The sequence below is a fragment of the Kribbella sp. NPDC020701 genome, assembly GCF_055562215.1.
In genome coordinates this window covers 32068-45705 of the sequence record NZ_JBVHFT010000012.1, presented here as the reverse complement: position 1 = coordinate 45705, position 13638 = coordinate 32068, and the positions used below count along the sequence as shown (strand labels likewise).

12 protein-coding genes and 1 tRNA gene are annotated in these 13638 nt (G+C 68.8%); 6 read left to right on the top strand and 7 right to left on the bottom strand.

What is annotated here, in order from left to right; all coding sequences use genetic code 11:
- Positions 1-12: 12 nt before the first annotated feature.
- A complete protein-coding gene (locus ACZ3HV_RS27075) occupies positions 13-1215 on the bottom strand; it encodes a PucR family transcriptional regulator (RefSeq protein ID WP_465687933.1) in 1203 nt (400 codons plus the stop codon).
- Between the two features lie 30 nt (positions 1216-1245).
- Here ACZ3HV_RS27075 and ACZ3HV_RS27070 point away from each other — a divergent pair, with 30 nt between their 5' ends.
- Together ACZ3HV_RS27070 and ACZ3HV_RS27065 are read left to right on the top strand one after the other, a co-directional pair.
- Positions 1246-2289, top strand: a complete 1044-nt coding sequence (locus ACZ3HV_RS27070; protein ID WP_465687931.1) for a PHP domain-containing protein — start codon at positions 1246-1248, stop codon at positions 2287-2289.
- On the top strand, positions 2286-3296 hold the full coding sequence (locus tag ACZ3HV_RS27065; RefSeq protein ID WP_465687929.1) for a pirin family protein: 1011 nt from the start codon (positions 2286-2288) through the stop codon (positions 3294-3296). The genes ACZ3HV_RS27070 and ACZ3HV_RS27065 overlap by 4 nt, the downstream gene beginning before the upstream one ends.
- On the opposite strand, the gene ACZ3HV_RS27060 is transcribed toward ACZ3HV_RS27065, so the two are convergent.
- The 5 genes from ACZ3HV_RS27060 to aceE form a co-directional block, all read right to left on the bottom strand.
- Positions 3262-3795, bottom strand: a complete 534-nt coding sequence (locus tag ACZ3HV_RS27060; protein WP_465687927.1) for a hypothetical protein — start codon at positions 3793-3795, stop codon at positions 3262-3264. The two genes, ACZ3HV_RS27065 and ACZ3HV_RS27060, sit on opposite strands and share 35 nt — an antisense overlap.
- A gap of 74 nt (positions 3796-3869) precedes the next feature.
- Complete coding sequence (locus ACZ3HV_RS27055; RefSeq protein ID WP_465687925.1) at positions 3870-5486, bottom strand: LuxR C-terminal-related transcriptional regulator; 1617 nt, start codon at positions 5484-5486, stop codon at positions 3870-3872.
- Between the two features lie 33 nt (positions 5487-5519).
- Entirely contained in the window at positions 5520-6605 is a 1086-nt protein-coding gene (locus ACZ3HV_RS27050) for a flavin-containing monooxygenase (RefSeq protein ID WP_465687923.1), read from the bottom strand.
- Entirely contained in the window at positions 6602-6907 is a 306-nt protein-coding gene (locus tag ACZ3HV_RS27045) for a hypothetical protein (RefSeq protein ID WP_360369218.1), read from the bottom strand. The genes ACZ3HV_RS27050 and ACZ3HV_RS27045 overlap by 4 nt, the downstream gene beginning before the upstream one ends.
- A gap of 147 nt (positions 6908-7054) precedes the next feature.
- Positions 7055-9826, bottom strand: coding sequence for a pyruvate dehydrogenase (acetyl-transferring), homodimeric type (gene aceE, locus ACZ3HV_RS27040; RefSeq protein WP_465687921.1), 2772 nt, complete (start codon positions 9824-9826; stop codon positions 7055-7057).
- A 254-nt stretch (positions 9827-10080) separates the two neighbouring features.
- On the opposite strand from aceE, the gene ACZ3HV_RS27035 reads away from it, so the two are divergent.
- Both ACZ3HV_RS27035 and ACZ3HV_RS27030 read left to right on the top strand, forming a co-directional pair.
- Positions 10081-10536 (top strand): DUF3052 domain-containing protein, encoded by a 456-nt coding sequence (locus ACZ3HV_RS27035; protein ID WP_465687919.1) that lies wholly within the window; start codon positions 10081-10083, stop codon positions 10534-10536.
- 1 nt (position 10537) lies between these two features.
- The gene (locus tag ACZ3HV_RS27030; protein WP_465687917.1) at positions 10538-11002 is read left to right on the top strand and encodes a peroxiredoxin; all 465 of its coding nucleotides are present in this window, start codon (positions 10538-10540) and stop codon (positions 11000-11002) included.
- Positions 11003-11076: 74 nt separating this feature from the next.
- Here ACZ3HV_RS27030 and ACZ3HV_RS27025 read toward each other — a convergent pair.
- Positions 11077-11150: transfer RNA gene (locus ACZ3HV_RS27025), tRNA-Val, on the bottom strand.
- 696 nt (positions 11151-11846) lie between these two features.
- Between ACZ3HV_RS27025 and ACZ3HV_RS27020 the strand changes: the two genes are divergently transcribed.
- Together ACZ3HV_RS27020 and ACZ3HV_RS27015 are read left to right on the top strand one after the other, a co-directional pair.
- Entirely contained in the window at positions 11847-12728 is an 882-nt protein-coding gene (locus ACZ3HV_RS27020; RefSeq protein WP_465687916.1) for a nuclease/transposase family protein, read from the top strand.
- A complete protein-coding gene (locus ACZ3HV_RS27015; RefSeq protein WP_465687914.1) occupies positions 12725-13318 on the top strand; it encodes a hypothetical protein in 594 nt (197 codons plus the stop codon). The genes ACZ3HV_RS27020 and ACZ3HV_RS27015 overlap by 4 nt, the downstream gene beginning before the upstream one ends.
- Positions 13319-13638: the final 320 nt, after the last annotated feature.

The window sequence follows — 13638 nt, the reverse complement described above, 5'->3', positions numbered from 1 at the left end:
CTTGTGGAGATCCTACAAAATGGAGCTTCCCGGCTCGGGATTGAGCAGGCGGCCCAAGGTCAGTGCGACACGAAGTGTGAAAGCGTCGCGGGGATTCAGCGGGTTGTAGCCCGTGAGATCGCCCACACGCTTCAACCGGTACCGGACGGTATTGGCGTGGATGAACATCGCCCGGGCGGTCGCCTCGATCGAGCCGCCGGAGTCCAGGTACGCCGAAACCGTGTCGCACAGGACGCCATCGCCTACGGTGAGTGGGCCGTAGACGTCGGTGGCGAGCTGGCGACGGGCGTGGCCGTCTCCGGAGAGTGACCGTTCGGGCAGGAGTTCGTCGGCCTCGACCGGTCGGGGCGCACCGGGCCACGCCGGTGCCGCACGGAGCCCGGCCACCGCCGCGCGGGCCGAGGTCACGGCCGCCATCAGGTCTTTCACGACCGGACCGACGACGATCGGTCCAGGTCCAAACCACTGAGCAAGTTTTTGTACGATCTCGACAGGTTTACTCGTACCACCGAGTACCACCACCAGCCGGTCGCCCTGCATCGCGCACAGAGCGTCAGCACCCGCCTCGCGGGCCGCGTGCCGGATGGCGTCGGCCAGATTGGCGTTCCCGTCCGTGGCTTGCGCGCGTCCGACCACCACCGTGACCTCGGCCGATCCCGACGTACCGGCGACTCCGGTCCAGCCAAGGGCGGAGGCGCGGGAGCGGACCGACTCGTCCGCCTCGCCGCGGATCACCGAGTCGACCAGGAGTGCTTCCAGCCGGGCGTCCCACGCGCCGCGCATCTCCGCGGCCTGTGCGTAGACCGTGGCTGCGGCGAAGGCGACCTCGCGGGCGTACCGCTGGATCGCCTCCCGGACCACGGGTACGTCGTCCGCCGGGAGCAGGTCCCCGATGGTGTCCTCGATCGTCTCGATCGTGGTCCGGACCAGGTCGACGGTCTGGTGCAGCGAGATCACCCGGGTGAACTCGCGCGGCGCCGAGCCGAAGATCCGGGTCGGCATCGACGAGTGCGCGCCCGGATCGCGGAACCACTCGACGAACGCCGAGATCCCGGACTGCGCGACCAGCCCGATCCAGGACCGGTCCTGGGCCGACAGCTTCCCGAACCACGGCAGGTTCTCGTCCATCGCCGCCATCGCCGCGGTGGCGAGCGCCCCGGTCGCGTTCTGCAACCGCTCGGCCCGGGCCAGATGCGCCTTGCCACTCTTCGCCACGCCCCGACCTTAGTCCGCCATGATGGGGGTATGAGCGACAAGGCGGGTGTGGCGGAGGCGGTCGCGGCATTGCGAGCGATCGGCTATTACCTGGAACGCGACCAGCAGCCGACCCACCGCGTGAAGGCTTACCGACGAGCGGCCGACACCATCGCGGCCCTGCCGGCGGCGGAGGTACGAGCGCGCCGACGAGCCGGCACGCTGACCGAGCTCGCGGGCATCGGCCCGAAGACCGAGGCCGTCATTCTCGAGGCGATGGACGGCGCCACTCCGTCGTACCTGGTCAAGCTGGAGGAGGCCGCCGGCGCCCTGACCACGGCCGGTACGGCGATGCGTGCGGCGCTGAAGGCCGACCTGCACCTGCACTCGGAGTGGTCCGACGGCGGCAGCCCGATCGAGGAGATGGCGCGCACGGCGTACCGGCTCGGGCACAAGTATCTGGCGCTGACCGACCACTCGGCGCGGCTGACGGTCGCGAACGGACTGTCCCGCGAGCGCCGGCTGCAGCAGCTCGAGGTCGTTGCCGAACTCAACAAAAGGCTCGGCGCCGAGCTGGACGGGTTCACGATCCTGAACGGGATCGAGGTGGACATCCTCGAGGATGGCACGCTCGACTGCGACACCGAGATCCTGGCCCGGCTCGACGTCGTCGTCGCCAGCGTGCACTCCAAGCTGCGGATGGCCTCCGATCCGATGACCGAGCGGATGGTTCGTGCGATCGCGAACCCGCACGTCGACATCCTCGGCCACTGCACCGGCCGGCTGATCACCGGAGGTCGCGGCACCCGGCCGGAGTCCGACTTCGACGCGGACATCGTCTTCGAGGCCTGCCGCCAGTTCGGCACCGCGGTCGAGATCAACTCCCGGCCCGAACGCCTCGACCCGCCCAAGCGCCTGCTGTCGCTCGCGGTCGAGACCGGATGCATCTTCTCCATCGACACCGACGCGCACGCGCCCGGCCAGCTCGACTGGCAGGTCTACGGCTGCGAACGCGCGGAAGACTGCGGTGTCACGCCCGACCGCGTCATCAATACCTGGGACCAGAAGGAACTCCTGGAATGGACAGCGTCATGAGCGATCTCGAGAAGGATCCGGCTGAGGTGGTGTGCGACGGTTCGGACGGCGAGGGTCCGACGTTGGAGTTGCTGGAGCCGCGGGAGGTCGTGCTCGGGCGGACGACGACAGTACGGCGGCTGTTGCCGAACAAGAACCGCCGGATGGTCGGGGCGTGGTGCTTCGTCGACCACTACGGACCGGACGACCTCACCAGCCGGGTCGACTCGTACGACGTACCGGGGGCGCGTGGGATGCGGGTCCCACCGCACCCGCACACGAGTCTGCAGACGGTGAGCTGGTTGTTCGAGGGCGAGATCGAGCACCGCGACAGCGTCGGATCGCACGCGTTCGTGCGGCCGGGGGAGCTCAACATCATGACGGCCGGCAACGGCATCGCGCACTCGGAGGTCTCGGCCCCGACCGCGCCGCCGGTCCTGCATGGTGCCCAGCTGTGGGTCGCTCTGCCGGACTCCGTGCGTACGACGGTCGCACCCGCCTTCAACGCCTACGCCGACCTGCCGTCGCTCGAGTTCGACGGCGCCCGCGGGACGGTGATGATCGGCACGGTCGCCGGCGTCACCTCACCCGCGCCGGCCTACTCGGCGCTCGTCGGCGCCGACATCACGATCGAGCCCGGCCGGACGCTCTCGTTGCCGCTGACGGTGTCGAACGAGTACGCCGTACTGATCGTCGACGGCTCGCTGTCGGTCGGGGAGCTGACGCCGGGCTTCGGCGAGATGGTCTACCTCGGCGGCGGGCGCCGGTCCGTCGAGTTGGTCGCTTCTGGCAACGGTGTGCGCTTCCTCCTGCTCGGCGGCGAACCGTTCGAGGAGCACCTGGTGATGTGGTGGAACTTCATCGGCCGCTCGCACGGGGAGATCGTCGCTGCCCGCGACGCCTGGCAGGCCGCCATCCTGGCGAACGGCAACGACCGTTTCGACATGGTCCCCGGCTACGACGGCGACCCGCTGCCTGCTCCACCCCTACCCGCTATCGCACTGAAACCACGTCCCCGCTCGCGCTGACGCGGCGGCGGTAGTAGGCGTAGGTGAGGACGAGCAGGGCGGGGCCCCAGAGTTGGAGTGGGGCGTAACAGGTGATCATCAGCGCCTTCCAGGCGGTGCTGGAGAACGGGATGAAGTGGTCGGTGAAGACGTCGCGGAAGCCGAAGGTCCAGATGGCGATCAGGCTGAGGGCGCCGAGGACGGCCGGGACGATCGCGGCGTACGGCGCGACCCGACGGCCGCCGATGACGGGGATCCAGCGCGGTGCCACCTCGCCCCAGGGTTTGACCAGCCCGAAGGCGATCAGGGCGACCGCCTCGGAGAAGACGGTGAGGAAGACGACGTACGTCGCCTCGCCGAAGCCCTGCAGGTGAGCCGGCCGGCCGGAGTCGTCGAGCATGCCCATCGAGGAACCGGTGACCAGGCCGAGGCGCCACAACCCGGACGGCAGGGTCAGCAACGGGATGACGTGAGCCAAACGGTAGGCCCAGCGCGGGACGGGACGCTCAGTCGTGTGCACCCTCCGAGCATCCGGCCGGACACCCCGTCCGCACCTCACTCCCGAGAGTGAACGAGATCCCTCGCGAGAGCCTTCTACAGCAGGTCGTGGTCGCGGGCGTACGCCGCCGCGGCGGTCCGGGACGGTACGTCGAGCTTGGTGAAGATGTTCGTGAGATGCCGCGCCACCGTCTTGTCGCTGAGCACGAGCTGCTCCGCGATCTCCGCGTTGCTGCGACCGTCCGCGACCAGGCGCAGCACCTCGAGCTCACGCGCGGTGAGACCGCCCGCGGTGCTGACGTGGAGCAGTTTCTCGACCTCCTGCCGGGCCGGGATCGCGCCGAGCTCGGCGAAGGTCTTGCCCGCGGCAGACAGTTCGGCCACCGCCGAGTCCTCGTCCTCGAGCAACCGGAACGACCGCCCGATCAGCACCTTCGTCCGCGCGACCTCGTACGGCGCCTGCAGTTCGGTCCACAGTCGTAGCGCAACCCGCGCCTGCGGCAACGCCCGATCGGGATCACCACGCTCCAGCGCCACCAACGCCAAGCAGTACGCCGCCCACGCGCGCAACCCGGCACACCCGAAGCCGGCCGCGATGCTCGCCAGCTCGTCCGCGACCGACTCGGCCTCGTCGACAGCCCCATCGGCCAGCAGGACCTCCACCGCTCCCGCGAGCAGGCGTGATCGGTACACCGCTCCGATCGTCTCCGCGAGCAATCGCCGTACCGTCCCGACCGCCGCCGGCGTGCGGCCGCGGGCGAGTAGCAACAACGCCCGTCCCGGCTGAGGCTCGTACCCGAAGCCGGCCGCCTCGTCATAGGCCTTCTCCGCAGCCACGAGCTCGCCACGGATCCGCAGGACATCGCCACGCTCACTCAAGGCCAGCCCGGCCGCCGCTTGCGCACCCGACGACGCATACCGCCGGCATGCATCGTCGTACTCCTGCAGCGCCTCGCCGTACGCACCGTGCAGCCGCAGGATCTGACCCCGATGTACGGCGCACTGTCCGGTGAACGGCACCAGGTCCGGCTGCGTGTCGCACCACCGGGTCAGCGCCGCCGTCCACGCCGCGGCGCGGGCGAAGTCCTGCACCTCCTGGCAGGCCTCGATCATCGCGCAGTACACGTTGCCCGCGAAGATCGGCGACAGCTCACCGGCCGCGACGCCGACCATCGCCTCGTCGAGCAACGCCAGTCCCTCCGGCACGCGACCGGCGTACATCAGGGTCCGGCCCTGGCAGACCAGGCCCTGGGCGAGCAGATCAGCATTGCCGAACCGGCGTCCCACCTCGGTCATCTCGGCGCTGATGCGCAGGGCACCGGTGGTATCTCCCTGGTTGAGGTGGCGGAAGAAATCGTGGATGAGGAGGTATCCACGTTCGACCACGTCGCCCTGATCGGCGAGCAGCCGTTCGGCGCGGGCCGCCCAGCCGAGACCGATGGCGACCTCCCCGCGGATGTTGAACACCAGCGCCAGCCAGAACGCGACCCGGACCGCGCCCAGGACGTTGCCCTCGTCAACTTCCTGCCGGTACGCGCGTTGCAGCGCGCGGACGCACGCGTCGTTGTCGCCGACCAGGTATGCGGCGGTGGCGAGCGTGACCAGATCGCCGCCGCCGAGGTCGGTCGTGGACGACAGCCGGTCGTAGGCCGTCGCCCAGTCCCGCCGGTCGAACGCCGCCCGGGCGCGCTCCAGATCCTCCACGATGTTCATAGCCATCCCCTCCTGCGAGGATGCGCCCCGGAGTCAGGCGGCGGCAAGACTCCGGTCCGCACGGGATCGGGTCGCGATGCGCTTGGCGACGTACGCCGCGTCCCGGCCGACACCGGGCAGGGTCATCGAACTGAAGGCGTACTGGAAGCTGAGCCCGCAGAAGAACAGGCCGGGCGCGTCCGCGGCGACCCCGCGCAGCTCCCGCGGCCAGCCGTCGGCACCGATCACCGGTTCGTCGATCCAGTCGAACACCTGCCGGAAGCCGGTGCTCCAGACCACGTTCGCCACCTCCAGGGCCCGGCCGTCACCCAGCACGGGCAAGCCGTCCTGGACGCCGGTGACCCGGTCGTGGACCCGCTCGACCCCTCGCGCGAGCAGGTCCGCGCGCTTCACCCGGATCATCGGGCCGCCCCGGAAGCGCAGGTCCTCCATCACCTTGTCCGCGACCGGCAGCCGCCGCGTGACGACGTGCCGCCCGACGAACAGGAAGACCGGCCAGAAGAGTGACTGCCCCGGCTTGCCGGGCCGGACCGGGAGCTGTCCGGGGTCGCGGCCGCACAGGATGGTTCGGTGGGTCTGCGCGACCTCGTAGGCGATGTCGGTGCCGGAGTGTGATCCGCCGACCACCAGGACCGGCCCCGGCTTCAGCTGACCCGGCCGGCGGTACTCGCTGGAGTGCAGTTGCCGGATCGCCGGGTCGAGGTCGACGGCGAAGTCCGGCAGGTTCGGCGTACGGCCGAAGGTGCCGGTCGCCACGACCACGTTGTCGGCCGCGATCCGCTCGTCGCCGATCTGCGCGACCCAGTGGCTGTTCACCCGCTCCAGCCGGTCGACCCGGGTGCTGGACCGGATCGGGAGCTTGAAGTGGTCGGCGTACGACTCGAGGTAGTCGGCGACCTCGTCCTTGCCGGGGTAGTTCCACCGGTGGCCGGGGAACGGCAGTCCGGGCAGACCGTCGTACTTCGCCGGGGTGTAGAGCTTGAGCGTGTCCCACTGGGCGCGCCACTGGTCCCCGACGTGGGCGTTGCCGTCCAGGATCGTGAACGGCTGACCGAGCCGTTGCAGGTGGTAGCCGGTCGCGAGTCCTGCTTGGCCGGCGCCGATGATGATGGTGTTCATGCGAGCCTCCGCTCGTCAGAGACGACGCCCCGCCGGGCGGTGTTGAACCGCAGCCACCACAGCAGCATCAGCGCGGACGTCACGACGTAGAAGCCGTGCAGGGCCCAGATCGGCCCCGGCGGCAGGTGCACCACGTAGATGCAGTGGACGGCGTTGCCGACGTTGGCGAGCACGAGGTTCCACGGACTGTACGACGCGAGGTCGCGGGTCCGGATCGCCTTGAACACCATCGGCAGCGTGCTCGACGCGAAGAGGAGGGTGGACACCGTCCCCGCGAGTAGAGCAACACTTGCGCCAGTCATGCCACGACACTAGAAATCCAGGCCCACCCGCCGCGTCGGACGGAATGCGCAACTGGCGAACGCCGCCGACTACGAGGTTTGTCGTAGAGCCGCAAGACAACAGGCCCCTGGACCAACCGGTCCAGGGGCCTGTCAGGACGGATGGCGTCAGGCGCCGGCGCCCTCTTGCTTCACGCCGGCGACCGCGGTCGGGTCGTCGATGCGGTACTTGCGGGCCGCCTCGGCGGCCACCTCCGGCTTGACGTCGCCGCGCTTGGCCAGGATCTCCAGCGTGGCGACGACGATCGACTCGGCGTCGACCTGGAAGTGCCGCCGCGCCGCGGCCCGGGTGTCGGCCAGGCCCCAGCCGTCGGTCCCGAGCGACGTGTAGTCGTTCGGCACCCAGCGGGAGATCTGGTCCTGCACCGCGCGCATGAAGTCGCTGACCGCGACCACCGGGCCCTTGGTGTCCTTCAGTTGCTCGGTGATGAACGGCACCTGCTCCAGCTCGTCCGGGTGCAGCAGGTTGTGCTGCTCGGCCGCCACGGCGTCCCGGCGCAGCTCGTTCCACGACGTCACCGACCAGATGTCGGCGGCGACCGAGTACTCCTCGGCGAGGATCTCCTGGGCCTTGCGTACCCATGGCAGCGCGACCCCGGACCCGAGCAGTTGCACCCGCGGTACGTCGTCACCCTCGGCGGTCTCGTACTCGTTGAAGCGGTAGATGCCCTTGAGCAGCCCCGCGACATCAAGATCGGCCGGCTCTGCTGGTTGGGGAACGGGCTCGTTGTACACGGTGAGGTAGTAGAAGACGTCCTCGCCGAACGGCTTGTCCTTGTCCAGGCCGTAGCCGTACATCCGGCGCAGGCCGTCCTTCACGATGTACGCGACCTCGTAGGCGAAGCCCGGGTCGTAGTGCACCGCCGCCGGGTTGGTCGAGGCCAGCAGCGGCGAGTGACCGTCCGCGTGCTGCAGTCCCTCACCGGTCAGCGTCGTACGCCCGGCGGTCGCGCCGACCAGGAAGCCCCGGCCGAGCTGGTCGCCGAACGCCCAGAGCGAGTCACCGGTCCGCTGGAAGCCGAACATCGAGTAGAAGATGTAGAACGGGATCATCGGCTCGCCGTGCGTCGCGTACGCCGTACCGGCCGCGATCATCGAGCCCATCGCGCCGGCCTCGCTGATGCCCTCGTGCAGCAGCTGGCCCTGCTGGGACTCCTTCCACGACAGCAGCAGGGCGCGGTCGACGGCCTCGTAGTTCTGCCCGTGCGGGTTGTAGATCTTGGCCGTCGGGAACATCGAGTCCATGCCGAACGTGCGGTACTCGTCCGGGGCGATCGGGACGATCCGGTCGCCGATCTCCGGGTCCTTCATCAGGTCCCGGAACAGCCGGACCAGGGCCATCGTGGTCGCCACCGGGCCGTTGCTGCCCTTGCTGAGCGGCTTGTAGACATCGTCACCAGGAAGCGTCAACGAGGTCTTCGGCGCCACCCGCCGCTGCGGCAGCGAGCCGCCGAGCTGCTTGCGCCGATCCATCATGTACTGGTACTCCGGCGAGTCGGTGCCGGGGTGGAAGTACGGCGGGTTGTACGCGTCCTCGAGGGCGGAGTCCTCGATCGGCAGGTAGAGCCGGTCGCGGAACGCCTTCAGGTCGTCCGAGGTCAGCTTCTTCATCTGGTGGGTCGCGTTGCGGCCCTCCAGCGCCTCGATCGTCCAGCCCTTGATGGTCTGGGCCAGGATCACCGTCGGCTGCCCGACGTGCTCGGTCGCGCTCTTGAACGCGGCGTACACCTTGCGGTAGTCGTGACCGCCGCGGGGGAGTTTGCGCAGGTCCTCGTCGGACAGGTTGCTGACCATCTGCTGGAGCCGCTGGTCGCCGCCGAAGAAGTTGTTCCGGATGTACTCACCGGACTCGACCGAGTAGGTCTGGAACTGGCCGTCCGGCGTGGTGTTCATCTTGTTCACCAGCGCGCCGTCGTGGTCCTGGGCCAGCAGGTTGTCCCACTCCCGGCCCCAGATCACCTTGATCACGTTCCAGCCGGCACCGCGGAAGAACGCCTCCAGCTCCTGGATGACCTTGCCGTTGCCACGGACCGGGCCGTCCAGCTGCTGCAGGTTGCAGTTGATCACGAAGGTGAGGTTGTCCAGCTCCTCGCGGGCGGCCAGGCCGATCGCGCCGAGCGACTCCGGCTCGCCCATCTCGCCGTCACCCAGGAACGCCCAGACGTGCTGCTGGCTGGTGTCCTTGATGCCGCGGTGGTGCAGGTACCGGTTGAAGCGCGCCTGGTAGATCGAGTTCAGCGCGGCCAGACCCATCGAGACGGTCGGGAACTCCCAGAAGTCCGGCATCAACCGCGGGTGCGGGTACGACGACAGGCCGTGGTGCGGACCGCGGGACACCTCCTGGCGGAAGCCGTCCAGCTGGTCGGCCGACAGCCGGCCCTCGAGGAACGCCCGCGCGTACATCCCGGGGGAGGCGTGACCCTGGATGAAGATCTGGTCGCCGCCGCCGGGGTGGTCCTTGCCGCGGAAGAAGTGGTTGAAACCGACCTCGTACAGGCTGGCCGCGGACTGGTAGGTGGCGATGTGGCCGCCGACCTCGAGGCCCTTGCGGTTGGCCTTGCTCACCATCACCGCGGCGTTCCACCGGATGAAGGCCCGGATCCGGCGCTCGATGTGCTCGTCACCGGGGAACCACGGCTCGCGCTCGGGCGGGATCGAGTTGATGTAGTCGGTGCTCCGCAGCGCGGGCACCCCGACCTGTCGCTCCCGGGCCCGCTCGATCAGCTTGAGCATCAGGTAGCGCGCTCGCGCCTTGCCCCGTTCGTCCAGGACGGCGTCGAGCGATTCGACCCACTCGCGTGTCTCGTCGGGGTCGATGTCGGGGAGCTGGGTGGGCATCCCCTCGGTGATGATGGCTGGTGGTTCGTGTCCGGAAGCCACGGTGTCCTGCCGTTCTCTCTGGTTGTCTTCACCGCAATCCTGTCACCTGTTCGGAATGCGTTCTACTTCGCCTTCCACAGGCGCCCGATTCCGGTCGTTCGCGCGTGATCTGAGCGGACACGGACTGTACCCACCCCGCGGATACCGGACACGTCACGGAAGTCTGGTGCATACTTGCGCGACGCGGTACGTCACGATGGACTATCGCTACTGAAACCTACCCCCGGGCAAGCGGGGACCACGGAGGAGGACACGTGAGCGCGACCGCGGACCACGCGGACGGAAAGGGCAACGGCGTGCCGACCGTGCCTAGTATGGCCTCCCGGCTCGGCCTGGAGGCCGGCTGGGTCGTTCAGGAGATCGGGTACGACGAGGACTGCAGCGACGAGCTCCGCGACGCGATCCGGGAAATCACCGGGGAAGCATTCGTCGACGACGAGACCGACGAGGTCGTCGACGTGGTGCTGCTCTGGTTCCGTGAGGACGACGGAGACCTGGTCGATGCCTTCTTCGACATCCTCACCGATCTGAAGGCCGGCGGCGTCGTGTGGCTACTGACCCCCAAGGTCGGCCGCGACGGCTACGTGGAGACCAGTGACATCGCCGAGGCCGCTCCGGTCGCCGGCCTGGCCACGACCAGCACCCTGAGCGTCACCGACGACTGGTCGGCCACCAAACTGGTGGTGCCGAAGTCGGGCCGCCGAGGCTGAGGTGGCCGCTGCCGTCGGCAGCCGGGCACCCGACTTCAGCGCCCGCAACCAGTACGGCGAACAGGTCCGGCTGAGCGACTTCAGCGGCCGGCGGGACGTCGTACTGGTCTTCTACCCGTATGCCTTCAGCCAGGTCTGCACGAGCGAACTGGCCGCGCTGCGGGACCGGCCGGAGCTGCTCGCGGCCGCCGAGTTCCTGGCGATCTCGTGCGACCCGATGTTCACCCTCCGGGCATACGCCGACGCCCAGAAGCTCGAGTTCAGCCTGCTCACCGACTTCTGGCCGCACGGATCCATCGCAACCTCGTACGGCGTCTTCGACACCGCCCGAGGCTGCGCCCTCCGTGGCACCTTCGTGGTGGACCGCGCCGGCCTCATCCGCTGGTCCGTCGTCAACCCCACCCCCGAAGCCCGCAACCCCGACAACTACGCGAAGGCACTGGCAAGTTTGGCCACAGGGCCCTAGGTGGCATGCCTGGACGCCGCGAAACATGACGAGTTGAACCACATCGCAGTGCGTGGCCATGAGATGAGAACGGGTGGGCTGTGAGGGACTCGAACCCCCGACCCCCTCGGTGTAAACGAGGTGCTCTAACCAACTGAGCTAACAGCCCGTGTGCAAACGAAGCCCCGGTACAGCGAAGCACCGGGGGAGTCTGCTCACCTGGCAAACAGGCGGTCCGACCGTATCACGGACGGTGCATCTCCCGGCTAACATCCCGTCTGACGGTAAACGAAAATATGTTCTAATGTTGTCATGATCCGACTCCGAGTGATCGCGCCCTCGTTCGTGGCGTCGCCCGCGACAGGGGTGTGCATCCGTGACCGGATCAAGGGCCTCACTGCCGTGGACGAGCGGGTGTTGCGATTGGTGGGCGGACATCTGGGCCGGCTCGCCGCTGGTGACCTCGCTCGGAGAGTCCGGGACGGACTGGGCCATGACAGTGAACGGTGGGCGGACCGGAAGCGCGAGCTGACGGCGTTGTCGTCTTCGCGATGGGCAGGGTCGATCACGAAGGCAACCAACGACCAGTGGAGTCTGGCCCGCCGAGCCCAGCGCGCCCAGATCCAGTCGCTGCAAGCGGGGGTCGCCATGATCCGACACCGGTTGTCGCTGGCGGTCGGTGAACGCGGCAGCAGAGGCCTGCCGGGTGGGTACCGCTCCCGGCAGGAGTGGCGTCACTCCCGCAGGCGAAGTCAGTCTCCGCCTCCCAACACCGTTGACACATCTGGCGAACGCCCCACACGGCAGGTACCTCCTCAGCGGCAGAGTCACCTTTCCGCACCGCGGGGACGAGTGGCGCGACCGTGTGGCAGCGAACCAGGCCGTCGCCTACCGGATTCACCGCAACCCGGGAAAGGACCGCTGGTATCTGGACGCCTCCTGGCAACGCAAGAGCTCGCCGGCCGTGCCGCTGGAGACACCCCGGACCGGTGCAGTAATCGGGGTGGACATGAACGCCGACCACCTCGCCGCCTGGCGGCTCGACACCCACGGCAACCCCACTGGCAAGCCATGCACCTTCACCTACGACCTCACCGGCACCGCCACTCACCGCGACGCACAGATGCGGCACGCTCTGACGCGACTCCTGCGCTGGGCCGAGCACACGGGGGCGAAGGCGATCGCCGAGGAAGACCTCGACTTCACCGACTCCAAGACCCGCGAACAACACGGCCGACGCAAACGGTTCCGGCAGCTGGTGTCCGGTCTGCCGACCAGCAGACTTCGGACCCGACTACTCGCCATGACCGCCGATGTCGGGATCGCCGTGATCGCCGTCGACCCCGCCTACACCAGTCGGTGGGGTGCCCAGCACTGGCAGAAATCCACCGCGACCCACACCCACAAGACCACCCGACACGAGGCGGCCGCCATCGCGATCGGACGGCGCGCCCTCGGGCGCCGGATCAGGCGACGGACGACACCGCCCCGGCAGCACCAGACGGATGCTGCCGGGCATCGGACCGTCCAGGCCGGATCAGGTACCCCAGGCCGCGAGGAAGCCCGCCACCCCGGACCCGGACCACGGACAGGATCTGTCGGCCCGACCGGGACCACGTACGCGGGCGACCAGGCGACCCAACACCGTTCGGGGCCGCCCACTGGCCAGGACAGAACCCTGCCCAGTGCTCAGGGACGGTTCGATCCCCTCTTCGCCCACCAGAAGCGGGACACTTCGGTGGTATGAGCAAGGCTGCTGGTGTGCCGCCGTCCTGGACGGTGACTTTGTTGTGCGGTGCGGCCGGGATCGGGAAGACGTCGGTCGCGGTGCGGCTGGCTTCGCGGTACGGCGTGCCGCTGGGCGAGGCCGACGACGTCTACACGGCGCTGAAGGCGCTCACTACGCCTGAGCAGCAGCCGTTGTTGCACTACTGGGACAGCTATCCGGAGGCGGGCAGTTGGTCGCCTGCGAAGACCGCCGACCTGCATCTCGCGGCTGCGGAGTCTGTGCAGGTCGCGTATCGGGCTGTTGTTGCCGACCACGTGGAGTCCCGGACGCCTGTCGTGCTCGAAAGTGATGTCCTGCTGCCGAGTTTGGCTCTCGGCTTCGGCGGGCGCGTTCGTGCGTTCGTCCTGGAGGAGTCCGACGAGGACCAGATCGTCGCGAACTTCCTGGCCCGCGAACCCCAGTACGGAGAGCAGCGGCATCGGGCTCGGGTCAGCGTCGAGGTGAACAACCGGCTGGTCGAACGGGCGCGCGCTGCCGGGCTGCCCGTCGTACCGGCGCGGCCCTGGGGCGACTGTCCGGACCGCATCGACGCCGAGCTGCGCGGCTGAGTGCGGCGGTGGTTTCCGGTGAGCGGACGGTCTGTCGATCGAGCGTATCCAGAGGCCGTGAGCGTCGTTGTCCACAGTGGCGGCGGTCGGTGAAATTCTTAACTGTCGGCTGGTGAGAACGGGCTCCTCCCGGGCCGGTTGCGGCTGGTAGGGTTCACGGCTGTCGGTCGGCGCGATGACCCACCGGGTGCGCCCGGTCACGGCATTGTTTCGGCAGGCGGAAAACGGGGCTTGTCGTCGGTGAGAGCGAGACGGGTGTGCCCTGAGCCCGGCTCCGTCCAGTTGGGGAGGCGCGTGTCCGTGGGTCGCCAACTGGCTGG